The sequence below is a fragment of the Streptomyces sp. NPDC012935 genome (assembly GCF_042900345.1).
Lineage (GTDB): Bacteria > Actinomycetota > Actinomycetes > Streptomycetales > Streptomycetaceae > Streptomyces.
In genome coordinates, this window is record NZ_JBIBBC010000027.1 from 91,415 (window position 1) to 105,271 (window position 13,857).

General features: G+C 69.5%; 12 protein-coding genes. 8 read left to right on the forward strand and 4 right to left on the reverse strand.

Going from position 1 to position 13,857, the window contains the following annotated elements; genetic code table 11:
- Window positions 1-54: 54 nt before the first annotated feature.
- The 3 genes from ACFY5C_RS38680 to ACFY5C_RS38690 are packed head-to-tail and all read left to right on the forward strand — an operon-like array spanning window position 55 to window position 3,561.
- Window positions 55-1,248, forward strand: a complete 1,194-nt coding sequence (locus ACFY5C_RS38680) for a cytochrome P450 (RefSeq protein ID WP_389454244.1) — start codon at window positions 55-57, stop codon at window positions 1,246-1,248.
- Window positions 1,249-1,282: 34 nt separating this feature from the next.
- The gene (locus ACFY5C_RS38685; RefSeq protein ID WP_389454247.1) at window positions 1,283-2,476 is read left to right on the forward strand and encodes a cytochrome P450; all 1,194 of its coding nucleotides are present in this window, start codon (window positions 1,283-1,285) and stop codon (window positions 2,474-2,476) included.
- Window positions 2,473-3,561 carry a methyltransferase gene (locus ACFY5C_RS38690; protein WP_389454250.1) on the forward strand — a complete coding sequence of 363 codons (1,089 nt, stop codon included), beginning with the start codon at window positions 2,473-2,475 and terminating at the stop codon, window positions 3,559-3,561. The genes ACFY5C_RS38685 and ACFY5C_RS38690 overlap by 4 nt, the downstream gene beginning before the upstream one ends.
- A gap of 80 nt (window positions 3,562-3,641) precedes the next feature.
- On the opposite strand, the gene ACFY5C_RS38695 is transcribed toward ACFY5C_RS38690, so the two are convergent.
- The 4 genes from ACFY5C_RS38695 to ACFY5C_RS38710 all read right to left on the reverse strand — a co-directional run bounded on the left by ACFY5C_RS38695 (window position 3,642) and on the right by ACFY5C_RS38710 (window position 7,002).
- Window positions 3,642-4,490: an ABC transporter permease gene (locus ACFY5C_RS38695; protein ID WP_389454253.1), complete on the reverse strand. Its 849-nt coding sequence runs from the start codon at window positions 4,488-4,490 to the stop codon at window positions 3,642-3,644.
- The gene (locus ACFY5C_RS38700; protein WP_389454256.1) at window positions 4,487-5,419 is read right to left on the reverse strand and encodes an ABC transporter ATP-binding protein; all 933 of its coding nucleotides are present in this window, start codon (window positions 5,417-5,419) and stop codon (window positions 4,487-4,489) included. Before ACFY5C_RS38700 ends, ACFY5C_RS38695 begins: the two co-directional genes overlap by 4 nt.
- A 191-nt stretch (window positions 5,420-5,610) precedes the next feature.
- Window positions 5,611-6,462, reverse strand: coding sequence for a DUF4097 domain-containing protein (locus ACFY5C_RS38705; RefSeq protein WP_389454259.1), 852 nt, complete (start codon window positions 6,460-6,462; stop codon window positions 5,611-5,613).
- 39 nt (window positions 6,463-6,501) lie between these two features.
- On the reverse strand, window positions 6,502-7,002 hold the full coding sequence (locus ACFY5C_RS38710) for a hypothetical protein (RefSeq protein ID WP_389454262.1): 501 nt from the start codon (window positions 7,000-7,002) through the stop codon (window positions 6,502-6,504).
- 275 nt (window positions 7,003-7,277) lie between these two features.
- Here ACFY5C_RS38710 and ACFY5C_RS38715 point away from each other — a divergent pair, with 275 nt between their 5' ends.
- The 5 genes from ACFY5C_RS38715 to ACFY5C_RS38735 all read left to right on the forward strand — a co-directional run bounded on the left by ACFY5C_RS38715 (window position 7,278) and on the right by ACFY5C_RS38735 (window position 13,655).
- Window positions 7,278-7,820 carry a hypothetical protein gene (locus ACFY5C_RS38715; RefSeq protein WP_389454264.1) on the forward strand — a complete coding sequence of 181 codons (543 nt, stop codon included), beginning with the start codon at window positions 7,278-7,280 and terminating at the stop codon, window positions 7,818-7,820.
- A gap of 675 nt (window positions 7,821-8,495) precedes the next feature.
- Complete coding sequence (locus ACFY5C_RS38720) at window positions 8,496-9,179, forward strand: LmbU family transcriptional regulator (protein WP_389454267.1); 684 nt, start codon at window positions 8,496-8,498, stop codon at window positions 9,177-9,179.
- Window positions 9,180-9,531: 352 nt separating this feature from the next.
- Window positions 9,532-10,437 (forward strand): acetylglutamate kinase, encoded by a 906-nt coding sequence (argB, locus tag ACFY5C_RS38725; RefSeq protein WP_389454270.1) that lies wholly within the window; start codon window positions 9,532-9,534, stop codon window positions 10,435-10,437.
- Between the two features lie 290 nt (window positions 10,438-10,727).
- Window positions 10,728-11,312, forward strand: a complete 585-nt coding sequence (locus tag ACFY5C_RS38730) for a hypothetical protein (RefSeq protein WP_389454273.1) — start codon at window positions 10,728-10,730, stop codon at window positions 11,310-11,312.
- A gap of 96 nt (window positions 11,313-11,408) precedes the next feature.
- Window positions 11,409-13,655, forward strand: coding sequence for an MMPL family transporter (locus tag ACFY5C_RS38735; protein ID WP_389454276.1), 2,247 nt, complete (start codon window positions 11,409-11,411; stop codon window positions 13,653-13,655).
- Window positions 13,656-13,857 lie beyond the last annotated feature (202 nt).

Below are 13,857 nucleotides of genomic sequence, written 5' to 3' on the forward strand. Positions count from 1 at the left end.
CCCACCCCTTTTCAACCCGAGACATACCCATACCTTTCACGGAAGGACTCCCCCATGGCTTCGCCCGTCGACCATTGGGATGTGCATCCGGGGCATTTCTGGCTTCGCGGAAAGCGCCCCGAGAATCTCGTCTCGTATGACGAAGAGATCAAGATGTGGAACATCTACGGCTACCCCGAGTGCGCCGAGGCCCTCAGCAACACGAAGGTCTTCTCCAGCGACATGATGCGCCTGGAACCCATCCAGGTGGACTACGCCCTCGTCGACGGCGACTTCGGCCACACCGACCCGCCGAAGCACCGCAAGCTGCGCGGCCTGGTCGACCACGCCTTCAAGCCCGCCCTGTTGGGGCGCCTCGAGTCCCAGGTGCACGGCATCATCCATGAGCTCCTGGACCAGGTGGAGGGCAAGCCGTCCTTCGACCTGATGAAGGACTTCGCCGCACCGCTGCCGCTCATCGTGATCGCGGATCTCATGGGCGTCCCGCCGAGCGACCGCGTCATCCTGCGCGGGTGGATGGACAAGATGCTCCAGGGGGGTGAGGAACTCAAGTCCCCGGAGGAGCAGTTGGAGGAGAAGGAGCAGCTGGAGAAGGAACTCGAACTGCTCTGGGAGATGCGCGACTACTGGAAGGACATGGCGGTCGAGCGCAGGAAGAAGCCGCGCGGCGACCTCGTCAGCGAGCTCCTGGAAGCCGAGATCGACGGCGAGCGCCTGACGGACAGCCAGATATCCAACATCTGCAACCGGATGATGGTCAACGGGCACCTGACCACCGCCATGCTCATCGGCAACACCATGCTGTGTCTGGACGCCTATCCGCAGGAGGGCGCCAAGGTCCGCGCGGACCGCTCGCTCCTGCCTTCCGCGATCGAGGAATCCCTCCGCTTCCTGAGTCCCATCTGCGGAGTGGGCCGGGCCACCAACGCCGACGTGGAGATCGGCGGCACCACGATCCCCAAGGACCAGTTGCTCATCGTGTGGACCGGCTCCGCCAACCGCGACGAGCGCCAGTTCCAGGACCCGCACACCTTCATCGCCGACCGCACGCCCAACGCACACCTCGGCCTCGGCCGCGGCGTCCACTTCTGCATCGGCCGACAGCTGGCCCGCATGGAGGCCAAGGCCGCCGTGGAGGTCCTGCTGGACCGTTTCCCCGACATGCGCCCCGACCCTGCCGCACCGCCCACGTTCCTGCAGGTGATCGACGTCGACGGCGTCGAGACCCTCCCGGTCCTCGCCGGCTGAATCCGCCCCTGTCACGGCACCAAGGAGAAGCACCATGACTACGGTCGTCCAGCGGTGGGACATCCACCCGGAACACCCCTGGCTGCGGGGAGAACGTCCCGACTCCCCGGTCCAGTTCGACGAGGCGCAGGGCGTGTGGAACGTCTACGGCCACGCCGAGTGCCTTGAGATTCTCGGTGACCACGCGACGTTCTCCTCCGACCTGACGCGGCTGATGCCCGTCGGCGTCGACCAGTCCCTCATCGAGGGGGACATGTCCCAGATGGATCCGCCGCTGCACCGCAAGTTCCGCAGCCTCGTCAGCGGCGCCTTCACCCCGCGGCTGGTCGCGTCGATGGAGGCGCAGGTCGTCGACATCACCAACGGGCTGCTCGACCAGCTCGACGGCGCATCCGAGATCGAGCTCGCCTCGGCCCTCGCCTATCCGCTGCCGGTGATCGTCATCGCCGAGCTGCTCGGTGTTCCGGCGGACGACCGCGAGCTGTTCCGCAAGTGGGCCGACGACGTGATCGAGAGCTTCAGCGGCTTCTCGTTCCTCGACGACAGCGAGCAGGGTGTGCAGAGCGTCCAGAACGCCACCGAGCGCCTGCAACCGCTGCGGGACTACATGGCCGGACACCTGGCCGAGCGCCGGGCCCGGCCACGCGAGGACCTGCTCAGCCACCTGGCCCAGGCCGAGGTCGACGGCGAACGGCTGACGGACACCGAGATCGTCAACGTGGCCAACATCCTGCTGGTCACCGGGCACATCACCACCACGATGACGCTCGGCAACACGGTGCTGTGCCTGGACGCCAACCCCGAGCAGTTCGCGCGGGTGCGTGGCGACCGGTCCCTGGTGCCCGGCGCGATCGAGGAGGCCATGCGCACGCTCTCTCCCTCGGCCGCCCTCGCCCGTGGCACCACCACCGACGTCGACATCGCGGGAACACGTATCCCGAAGGACCAGATCGTCATGATGTGGCTGGCCGCCGCCAACCGCGACCCCGCACGGTTCCCCGAGCCGGATGTCTACGACCCGGCACGCGATCCCAATCCGCACTTCGGGTTCGGCCGTGGCATCCACTTCTGCCTCGGTGCCGGCCTGGCCCGGCTCGAGGGCCGGGTGGCACTGAACGCCCTGATGGACCGCTTCCCGGTACTGCGCACGAACCCCGACAACCCGCCGACGTTCTTCCCCACGCCGGACATGATCGGCGTCAACTCCCTCCCCCTGCTCACCTCATGACCGGCGCACCGAGCGAAGAGGAGACGACCGCCATGGCGGGGACCGACCCGGCGAACCAGCTCCGGCAGATGATCCTCGGTTTCGTGCCGGCGCAGATCCTGTATGCGGCCGTCGACCTGGGTGTGGCCGAGGAACTGGCCGAAGGCCCACGCGCCTGCGGCGAGCTGGCCGGACGCACGGGCACCGATCCCGCCGCGCTGCGCAGGCTGCTGCGTGCGCTCGCGGGGCTGGGTGTGGTGACCCAGCTCGACATGGAGCGGTTCGAACTCACCGACTCCGGCCGGTTGCTGGCGTCGAGCACCCCCGGTTCGGTGGCCGACGAGATCAGGCTGTCCGTGGCACCCGAGCTGTGGCGGGCCTGGGGAGCGCTGCCGCAGGTCGTGCGCACCGGCACGGTGTTCCGTGACCCGGCCGACGGGCTGACCGCGCACGAGTCGCTGCTGCGGCACCCCGGCCCCGCGGCGGCGCTGCGGGCCGGAAAGGCGGCAGGCGTAGGCGAGTTCGCCGCCCGGGCCGCGGCGGTGTACGACTTCTCCGTGTTCGGCACGATCGCCGACCTCGGCGGGGACAACGGCACCCTGATCGCGGCCCTGCTGGCCGCAGCGCCCGGGACCCGGGCCGTGCTGCAGGACCTCCCGGAGGCGCTCGACGCGACGGCGGCCACGCTGAAGGCGGCGGGTGTCGCCGACCGTTGCGAGACGGTCGCGGGTGATCTCGCTGGATCCGTTCCCTCGGGCGCGGACGCCTATCTGCTCAACAACATCGTCCGCGACCTGGACGACGAACACGCGTCCGCCCTGCTGCGCAGGTGCCGTGCCGCGATGGGGCAGAACGCCCGGCTGCTCCTGGTGGAGACGCTGATGCCGGCGGTGCTCGCCCCGGCCGAGTCGAGCGCGTACGGTCTCACCGACCTCAACAACCTCGTGTTCGCGGGCGGCCGCGAGCGCACCCGCGACGAGTACGCGGAGCTGCTCACCGCGAGCGGCTTCACCCTGACCGCCACGGTCGCCGTGCCGGTCGGCGAGGGGATGCCGGACTATCACGTTCTGGAGGCAACGCCGAGCGGGGATCCCGGGAGGCGGTGAGGGCGCACCGCAGACCACTGAGGCCTGTCCCGGTTCCGGGACAGGCCTCAGTGGTCTGCGGTGATCGCCTCCGCGCGTGCTCAGCCGACGCGCTGCAGCGCCTTCTCACGGCGCTCGGCGACCGTGGAGCCCGACTCCCGGCGGGCCATGCGGCGCAGCACGATCGGGGCGAGGACCAGGCCGAGGACGGCCCAGGCGCCGAGGACACCGATGGTCTCCAGATGGCGCCAGGAGTCGCCGATCTCGACGGTGACCGCGCTGTCCGGCAGCAGGGCGGACCGCATGCCGAGCCCGAGCCAGTAGACGGGGAAGATCTGGGCGAACCACTGCACCCAGTCCGGCATCGACGTGACGGGGTAGAAGATGCCGGACGTGGCGATCATCGCCATCATCGGCAGCATGATCAGCCCCTGGCTGCGGGTGCTGGAGAAGACGGATCCGAGTACGGCGCCGATCGGCAGAGTCGCGACCAGCCCCAGCGCCAGCACCCAGACCAGGGTCAGCCAGGCTTCCGCACTGCCCACGGAGAGTCCGGGGACGATGAGCAGACCGGGGATCAGGAAGATGGCGAGATCGACGAGCAGGCCGAACGACACGAAGACGATCTTGCCGGTGAAATAGCCGGCCATGCCGTTCGGTGTCGCCTTGGCCCGCAGCAGCGTGCCGTCCTCCCGCTCGGCGGTGAGCAGTTGACTCATCGTGACCATCGCCATCGCGGAGTTCATGCCGAGGATGCTCGGCAGGACGAGCGTGCCCAGCCCGAACCCGGTGTCCCCGAAGGACACGTCCCGCACGAAGTAGGTGACGACCAGCATCAGCACGGGCCACAGGAAGTGGTTGAGGAGGTCGCCCGCGTTGGTCAGCGACTGCCGCAGTTCGATCAGTCCACGGGACCAGCCCGCGCGCAGAGCTGTCGTGGTCGGGTTCATCGGTGCACCTCACGCGACTCGTTCAGCGGCGCGGCCTTGTCCTGCCCGGACTCCGCCTGCCGTACCAGGGAGAGATAGGTGTCCTCCAGCGAGGCGCGGCGGACCTCCAGGTCCCCTATCTCCTCGCCGTGCCGCCGGAACAACTCGTGGACGAACTTGGTCGACTCCGAGGTCGAGTGCCGGTGGTGGCGGCCGGCGTGGGTCCAGCGGACCTCGTCCTCGCCGGCGATGCGGTGGGCCAGTTCCTCCGCGGTGCCGTCCGCGATGATGCGTCCGCCGTCCAGGATCATGATCCTGTCGGAGAGCTTCTCGGCCTCGTACAGATCGTGGGTGGTGAGCACGATCGTGGTGTCCTGCTGGGCCGCGAGGCTCTCCACCAGGTCGTGGAACTCGCGTCTGGCGACGGGGTCGAGGCCGGCGGTGGGCTCGTCGAGGAAGAGCAGTTCCGGGCGGCCCACGAGGCCGACCGCGACGTCCAGGCGGCGGCGCTGCCCGCCGGAGAGCATCCGCACCTTCTTGTCGGCGTGGGCGGTCAGTCCGACGGCCGCCACGAGTTCGTCGGGGTCCCAGGGCCGTCGTACGCGGTCGGTGGAGTAGGGCGCGTAGTACCGGCCGAGGTGACTGAGGAGTTCGCGCACCTGCCAGCGACCGTGGTCGCGCCAGGACTGCAGGACGACGCCCACCCGGGCCCGCCAGCGCTCGTCGGCGTCGGCCGGATCGGTGCCGAGCACCTCGACGCGGCCGGCCGACCGCATGCGGAACCCCTCCAGGATCTCCAGGGTCGTGGTCTTTCCCGCCCCGTTCGGCCCGAGCAGGCACACCACTTCGCCGTGGTGCACCCGCAGGTTCACGTCCTGCAGGACCTCCGTCGAGCCGTAGCGCATGCGCAGGCCCTCGACGTCGAGGACGACCTCGTCGCGCGTAGTCATAGATGTTCCCTCGTTCTCGAACCCGGTCCTCGGCCGGCCGTACGGGTGGGGGTGCGGCCCGGAAACCGCCGGGGGATGTACGGTTTCCGGGCCGCGGTCGGGCCGCCGGTGCGCCGTTCGGTTGCCCCGCCCATCGGCAGCCGTGGCTCGTTCCGGCGTGGTGCGGAAGGACTCTGGGCCGGCGGTCTCCCTCATGGGGCGCGCCGGATGACGATGTCGCCGTCGAGGGTGCGGGCGCGCACCTCGACGATCCGATCGCTGTGCGCCGGGCTGTCCACACCGCGCAGTTGGTTGTGGACACTGCCGGACACGGTGTTGACGTCGAGCTTGGCGGCGGTGCCCGCGCAGATGCCCACGTCGATCTGTGCGGAGGCGGCCGTGATCTCGACCGAGCCGCGGGTGACTTCGGCGATGCGGACGGCGCCGTGGACCGTCTTGACCTCGACGCTGTCATGGGGGCGGTCCACGCGGAAGTCGGCGTGCATCCCGGTCAGGCGCAGACTGCCGGTGACCTCGCCGATCCGGACCTCCCCCGTGTCGTTGGAGATGGTCGCGGTGCCGTCGATCTCATCGACGTGGATCGCTCCCGAGCCGGCGCCGATCTTGGCGTCACCCTCCACGCGGGCCACGGTGATCTCACCGCGGGACGTGGACAGGTGCACCGGACCGGTCCGGTCGAGGCGTACGTCGCCCTCGGCGACCTCGAGGCGGCACTCGCCGAGCACTCCCTGGCTGCGCAGGGCACCCCAGGCCACGCTGCCGCGCACGGTCGAGCCGGTGGGCACCTCGATCGTCACGTCGATGGAGCCGCCGTGCGGTGGGATGCCGGAACTGCGGCGCAGCGACGGTCCCTTGACCACGAGCTTGCCGCGGGTACATTCGACCTTGGCCTGCTCGGCGGCCCGGACGTCGGCCGCGTTGGAAGGGTCGCTGGGGCGCACCTCGACCACGGTGTCGAGACGCTTGCCCGCGGTGATCAGGACATCGCCGGTGGTGATCCCGATGCGGGCCGAGATCGGTTCCGGGGTGTCGAACGTGGCCATGCCGGACCTCCCTGGTGAGTCGGTGGGACTGCGGGGTGGCTACCGCACCCAACCGGTGTGGTTCTGCCGCTCGGACGGTGCGCGCCGCGCGGTGCGGTGGGAGCCGCCGTCGAGCGTGGTGGTGGCGGCCCTGACGAGCCATGCGTTGACCGAGAGCCCCTCGCGGCCCGCGGCTTCCTCTATCCGGGTCTTGAGCGCCCCGGGCGGCCGGAAGTTGATGCGTGCGGTGGCGCCCTTGCCGTCGCCGGCCGGTGGTTCGGCACCGGTGTCGACCAGCGCTCCGACCTCCGGTTCGGCCGGCGGCGCCAGCACCACGAAGCCCGGTTCGCCGCCGCGCAGCCGGATGTCGACCGCGCCCGGGACGAGCTCCCTGGAGATCTCGTCGGCGGCTGCCGACAACACGCTGAGCAGTGTGAGCCGGACCGACGCCTCAAGTGGCGCCACCAGGCGCTCTGCGGGCCCGAGGACCTCCGTGCCGACGACCTCGGCCGCCGCGAGGAACTCGCGGCGGAGGCTGTCGACGTAGGACGTCAAGTTCATAGCGCCATCGTGGCACACGCATGGCGCCATGCACAAGTACTCCTCAACCAACGGGAAATACCGAGGTCCGATCGACCACTCCCTCCGCCTTCCGACACTGGGACCGCTACGGATGCGCCATAGTGGCGCGAGGTGGCCGGAGAGATCGGCCCCGAGCGGGCCGCTCCAGCGGGGGACCGGCAGCGCCCCGTCCGGGGCCACCGCGTCCACCTCACGCAGGTCACGGCGGGGGACGTCGCTTGCGCATGGCGCCACCGCAGTGTGAGGATGGCGCCGTGGAACTCACGCGGTATGTCGAGGAATTGCGCCAGAAACTCCTGGCCGCAGCCGACGTGGGCGACGACAGGGCCCGTGAGGCCGCCGAGCGCCTCGTCACTCCGCTCTCCTCCGCCGTGCGCCTGGTCATGCTGGAAGCGCTGTCGGCGGCCACGGACGAGATCACCCGGGAACTCGCTCCCGGCGCGGTCGAGATCCGACTCAGGGGGCTCGACCCCCATTTCGTCGTCACCCCGCCGGTGGCCGACTCGGCCGCGGAGTCCGGCTTCGACCATCCCCGCCGGCTCCCGTTCCCGCCCCCGGCACCCCTCACCCCGGGCACGGTCAGCAGCGACGATCGCACGACGTCCCGGATCAACTTCCGGCCCCCGGAGCACCTCAAGACCCGTATCGAGGAGGCCGCCGGCCGGGACGGGCTGTCGGTGAACGCCTGGCTCGTCCGAGCGGTGTCCGCGATGCTCGAGTACGACGAGCGCACCCGCGGTCCCGAGCGGCCGGCGCCCCGGGGCGGCGGGGATCATTACACGGGCTGGGTTACCTAGATCGTTTCACATATGGCCTGCATACCCCAGCCGTCGGACTCATGACGCCATGGCGCCGATTGGGGGCATTTCTCTCCCGTTATCGCACATGGCCCTTTCCGAACGGCGACCGGACAACCCCGTCATGTAGGTAACCTTTTCACCTCTCCAAAGTTGCGGAATGAAGCACTCCGCGGGTTTGCTCCGGGCTGCCGGAAAACAGCGTTGTATGGTCTGCATAAATGGGCATCCAATGGCGCTATCTTTCCTTGAAAAAGGAAGCAACCTAGGGTTCTACTAGGAAACGCCGTTCGAAGGAGCCGGATCGATCCGCCACTTCGACGGCTTACATCCGCCATGACTAGGGGGACTAGTGGTCGAGGCAAACGGGGCGAGTTGTCGAACGTATCTGTTCCGGTGCCGGCCGGGGGCGCTCAGCGCTGCGCCGGCGGACATGCCGTAGGGCGCGGGTTCCGACCGCCGACGGCGGCGAACCGATTCGGCTGAGGGCTGCGGCAGCCCGGTCCTGCCCCCTGGAGGGCAGTCGGCCGACGACCGGCGTATCACCCGCACACGACGTCGCCGGTCACGTCGCCGTCCCATGGACATGACTCCCTGAGAGACATGGTGTTCCGCCTGTTCAGGAGCGGCTGGCGATGTCCTCGTCCGCTCGATGTACGTTCACATGGAGACACGATGACCAATCAGGCCAGCGGCCTCGACGGCTCCAAGGTCGTGCAGTTCCGCAAGAAACCGGACGCGGGAGCACGGCACCGAAGACTCAACGCCGACGAGGCACGCAGCCAGGTACTGACGACCAAGGTGGGCCTGCAGATACCCGGCGGCCTGCCCTTCGACGACTGGGAGCGGGCCGGACGCCAGCTGTCCGGGATTCTCAACTCCTCCTCCTGGTGGCTGGGCGACTGGCTCGTCTACGGCAAGGACCACTACGGCGACCGCTATCAGCGCGGCATCCGGGCGGCGGGGCTGCAGTACCAGACCCTGCGCAACTACGCATGGGTCTCACGGCGCTTCGAGCTGGACCGCAGGCGCCCCGCACTGAGCTTCCAGCACCACGCTGAAATCGCCTCATTACCCACCGAGGAACAGGATCGGTGGCTCGACCGCGCCGAACAGCTGAAGTGGACGACGAAGCAGCTGCGCAGTGCCATTCGCATGGCCTGCGAGAACGGCACGACCGACGGGGAATCGGCCGAGCCCACTCGCAAGCTCGCGGTGCCCGGCAATCGGCTGCAGTGGTGGCACAAGGCGGCGGAACAGTCGGGCATCGACTTCGAGGAGTGGGTGCTCGCGACGCTCGACAACGCTGCCGAGCGCACGCTCAAGGAGATGCAGGAGAAGGCCGGCATCAGCGCCTGAGCGGATCAGTCGGGACCCGCACCCACCCCGCACGGGTGCGGGTCCCGGTGTCCGCCCTGGCGCAGGCCGGACAAACCAGTAGTCCTTTCACCGTCCCTTTCCGCGTCCGGGATTACCGGCACGCACATCTGAGATTCTCCTTTTCCGATCAGGGGCATGCCGCCGAACTGCTGTCCTGTCGACGGGACACTCGACCGGTACCCGACGGACAACTCGGCTACCGGGTAACACTCCCGCGAATTGCGAGTGGCCTGCACCCGGTCGCAATCAATTGGCTTCACTTCACCGGATACGCACCTCGAATAAATGCGGGAATTCCGGCAGCGCAGAGAACTCACCGAAGGAGCCAACCGTGCCCATCGCGGCGGCGACCGCATTACCCAAGGCGCAGATCCTCATCGAGGCCTTGCCGTGGCTGGTGCGGCACAAAGGCAAGACGGTCGTGGTCAAGTTCGGCGGCAATGCCATGGTGGACGAGGAGCTGAAGGCCGCGTTCGCGCAGGATGTGGTGTTCCTGCACCATGCCGGGCTGAAGCCGGTGGTGGTGCACGGTGGCGGCCCGCAGATCAGCGCCGCGCTGGACAAGCACGGGATAGTCAGTGAGTTCAGGGCCGGGTTGCGGGTGACCACCGAGGACGCGATGGACGTCGTACGGATGGTGCTGGCCGGGCGGGTGCAGCGCGAGCTCGTCGGGCTGCTCAACCGGCATGGTCCGCTGGCCGTGGGGCTGACGGGGGAGGACGCGCACACCATCACCGCCACCCGGCACCAGCCGGAGATCGACGGTGAGCCGGTCGACATCGGGCGGGTCGGTGAGATCACCGACGTCGACACCGGTGCGATCGAGGCGCTGCTGGCCGACGGCCGGATCCCGGTCGTCTCCTCGATCGCCCGCAGCCAGGACGACCATCACGTGTACAACGTCAACGCCGATACGGCGGCCGCGGCGCTCGCCGCCGCGCTGGGCGCGCAGACGCTGGTGGTCCTCACGGACGTGGAGGGCCTGTACGAGGACTGGCCGAACTCCGACGAGGTGATCAGCCGCCTCACGGCTTCGCAACTGGAGAAGCTGCTGCCGGAGCTGAGCTCCGGCATGGTGCCGAAGATGGAGGGCTGCCTGCACGCGGTCCGGGGCGGTGTGACCACGGCCCGGGTCATCGACGGCCGCGTCCCGCACTCGGTCCTGCTGGAGATCTTCACGGATGAAGGGATCGGCACGATGGTCGTGCCCGACGAGTTCGAGGGGACCGTTGCCTGACGGGGCATCAGGACCCCGTCGTGGCGTCATCAGGGCGCCCCCGCTCCGCATCGATGCCGCGCCGACCCTCAGCACCGGCTCCTTTCGGACAGAACTGTCCCACCCCTGCGCCACGCCGTCACGTCATGGCGCCAACCTGAACCACCCACGCCATCGAGCTCAAGGCCATGCGACAGGGCCTTTATGGAGCCTTCGGCGACCCCGGAACGGCAGCGCCCTTTCAGCCAACCACATCGCCATGCCAACAACCCGGATCACACATGGCGCCACATCTGCGCCATACTGGCGTCATGGATCTCACGCCGTTCGTCGACCACCTCCGGCACGAGCTGATGGCCGCGGCAGAGGCAGGCGGGGCGGACAGTCTCGCCCTGGCCGACCGGCTGACCGCGACCATGGAGTCGGCTGTCCGGCTCACCCTGCTCAATGTGCTGTCGGAGGCCATGGACCAGGTCAGCCAGCTTCTGGCAGCCACCACGGTCGCCGTGCGATTGCAGGGCCTGGAGCCCCGGTTCGAGGTGACCGCGGCGGCCGGGCAGACCTCCCCGTCCGGCACTGACGACATCGAGCACGCCGAAGGTCCCGTCCCCGGAGGCCACATCCGCCTTCAGTTCCCGGACGTCAGCAGCGTCGAGGCCGCCGCCCGCGTGTTCCCCACCGCGACCGCGGACCCCGCGGCACGCGCCCTGTACATACCCACCGACGGCGGCCTGCCGACCCTGCGGGCCGTTCTCGCGCGACACGACGAGGCCTCCCTCGACGCCGAGGCCCTCACCGCGCACACGGCCGCGCTCGACGAACTCTTCCAGACCGTCAACGGCTGCCCCCTCCCGAGCGACGACGATCGCTCGGCCCCGACCCAACAGCGCTCATGACGACAGTCGGCCGCACGGCCGTCGCCCCTCCCCCGGCTCCCCCGGCTCCCCCACTCGGTCCCGACCATCCGCTCGTTCGTTAGGAGCACGACCACCGTGGCCACATTCCTCTACAAACTAGGACGCTTCTCCTTCCGCCGACGAGGCACCACACTGCTGCTGTGGCTCGTCGTCCTCATCGGTGCGGGTGTCGCCGCGGCCTCCGCCCCTCCGCTGCCCGCCGACACCTTCACGATGCCGGGTACCGAGACGCAGAAGACGTACGACCTGCTGCAGAAGAGGTTCCCGGAGTTCAGCGCCGACGGCGCCGAAGCCCGCGTCGTCGTGCGGGCGCCCGACGGTGCGAAGATCACCGACCCGGCCAGGAAGGCCGAGGTCCAGGCGCTCTTCGCGGATCTCGCCAAGTCGCCGCAGGTCGATCAGGTCGTCGACCCGTTCACCGGTCAGGCCGTCAGCAAGGACGGCACCACCGCCTACGGGTCGGTCGCCTACGAAGTGGGCCCCACCCAGATCAACCAACAGGCCCATGACGCGCTGCTCGACGCGGCACGGGACGGGCGGGCCTCCGGCCTCGTCGTGGAGATGGGCGGAGACGCGCTGCCGCCGGAGGGTTCGATGGGCTCCGGTGAGGCCATCGGCATCCTCGTCGCCGCCGTCGTGCTGCTGATCACCTTCGGTTCCCTGGTCGCCGCCGGCATGCCGCTGCTCACCGCGTTCATCGGTGTCGCCGTCGGCATCTGCGGCATCGTCACCCTGGGCAGCACGCTGGGACTGTCGTCCACGACGTCGACGCTGGCCCTGATGCTGGGTCTCGCGGTCGGCATCGACTACGCGCTGTTCATCATCTCCCGCTACCGCTCCGAGATCGACGAGGGCAGGGAGCGCGCCGAGGCCGCGGGACGAGCCGTCGGTACGGCGGGCTCGGCGGTGGTGTTCGCCGGTCTCACCGTCGTCGTCGCCCTCGCCGGACTGGCCGTCGTCAATGTCCCCATGCTCACCAAGATGGGTCTCGCCGGAGCCGGCACCGTCGCCGTGGCGGTGATCGTCGCGATCACGCTCGTGCCCGCGCTGCTCGGGTTCGCACCCGTCAAGGTGCTGCGCCGCAGGGACCGCGCAGCGCAGCGCGGCAAGCCGCTGTCGGCTCGCCAGCAGCGCAAGGCCGCCAAGCGGGCGGGCCGCCAGAAGCCGAACCTCGGCACTCGCTGGGCGGGAGTCGTGCTGCGCCGCCCCGTCACCGTGCTGCTCATCGGCGTGGCCGGCCTCGGCGCGGCCGCCGTACCGGCCGCCAGTCTGCAGCTGGGCCTGCCCTCGGAGGGCACGATGGCTCCGCACACCACGCAGCGCAAGGCGTACGACATGCTCACGGAGTCCTTCGGACCCGGTTTCAACGGGCCGCTGACGGTCGTCGTCGAGGGCCGGGACGCCAAGTCCACGGCAACCACCGTGCGTTCGGACGTGGCGGCACAGAAGGGCATCGTCTCCGTGAGCCCGCCGTCCTTCAACGACGCGGGCAACACCGCCATCCTCAACGTCGTTCCGGCCACGGGCCCGAGTGACACGAAGACCGAGACGCTGGTCAAGGACCTGCGCCGACTCGCGGACGGTATCGAGGGCAAGTCGGGCGCCGCGGTGCTGGTGGCCGGCCAGACGGCGATGTTCATCGACTTCTCCCAGACCCTCGACAAGGCGCTGCTGCCGTATCTGGCCGTGGTGGTCGGGCTGGCGTTCCTCCTTCTGATGGTGGCGTTCCGGTCGGTCCTCGTGCCCCTCAAGGCGGCGCTGGGCTTCCTGCTCTCGGTGACGGCCGCCCTCGGCGCGGTCGTCGCGGTGTTCCAGTGGGGCTGGCTCTCCGAGGTCTTCGGCGTCGACCAGCCCGGCCCGGTGATGAGCACCATGCCGATCTTCATGATCGGCGTCGTCTTCGGTCTCGCCATGGACTACGAGGTGTTCCTGGTGACGCGCATGCACGAGGCCTACTCCCACGGCGCGCCCACACGCGAGGCGGTGGTGACGGGCTTCCAGTACGGCGGCAGGGTGGTCGGTGCGGCCGCGCTGATCATGACGGCTGTGTTCTCCGGATTCATCGTGGAGGACAACGACTTCATCCAGATGATCGGCTTCGGTCTTGCCGTCGCCGTCCTCTTCGACGCCTTCGTGGTGCGGATGACTCTGGTACCTGCGCTGTTCGCCCTGTTGGGAGACAGGGCCTGGTGGATGCCCAAGTGGCTCGACCGGCTGCTGCCGAACCTGGACGTCGAGGGCAAGAACCTGTCGGGCGCCGGGCCCGCCGAAACGCACCGGCCTGGCCGGCGGCCGGCCCCCCAGCCCCACCTCACGGACTGAGCCCGTCGCAGCGCAATGAGAGGCGGGGGGGGGGGGGGGGCCCCCCCCCCGCCCCCCCCCCCCCCCCCCCCCCCCCCCCCGCGGCCCGCCCCCCCCCCCCCCCCCCCCACGGCCCCGACCCACCACACACCCGCGGGCGCTACGCGAACCCCCACCCAACAGCCACAGGCCGCCGCAGGCAGTACGCGTCACGCACCACCCT

Excerpts from the sequence above, each read along its gene's own strand:
- ACFY5C_RS38690 (WP_389454250.1), top strand. The coding sequence starts at position 2,473 with ATGACCGGCGCACCGAGCGAAGAGGAGACGACCGCCATGGCGGGGACC.
- ACFY5C_RS38720 (WP_389454267.1), top strand. The coding sequence starts at position 8,496 with ATGACCAATCAGGCCAGCGGCCTCGACGGCTCCAAGGTCGTGCAGTTC.
- ACFY5C_RS38710 (WP_389454262.1), bottom strand. The coding sequence starts at position 7,002 with ATGAACTTGACGTCCTACGTCGACAGCCTCCGCCGCGAGTTCCTCGCG.
- ACFY5C_RS38730 (WP_389454273.1), top strand. The coding sequence starts at position 10,728 with ATGGATCTCACGCCGTTCGTCGACCACCTCCGGCACGAGCTGATGGCC.
- ACFY5C_RS38700 (WP_389454256.1), bottom strand. The coding sequence starts at position 5,419 with ATGACTACGCGCGACGAGGTCGTCCTCGACGTCGAGGGCCTGCGCATG.
- ACFY5C_RS38705 (WP_389454259.1), bottom strand. The coding sequence starts at position 6,462 with ATGGCCACGTTCGACACCCCGGAACCGATCTCGGCCCGCATCGGGATC.
- ACFY5C_RS38685 (WP_389454247.1), top strand. The coding sequence starts at position 1,283 with ATGACTACGGTCGTCCAGCGGTGGGACATCCACCCGGAACACCCCTGG.
- ACFY5C_RS38680 (WP_389454244.1), top strand. The coding sequence starts at position 55 with ATGGCTTCGCCCGTCGACCATTGGGATGTGCATCCGGGGCATTTCTGG.
- ACFY5C_RS38695 (WP_389454253.1), bottom strand. The coding sequence starts at position 4,490 with ATGAACCCGACCACGACAGCTCTGCGCGCGGGCTGGTCCCGTGGACTG.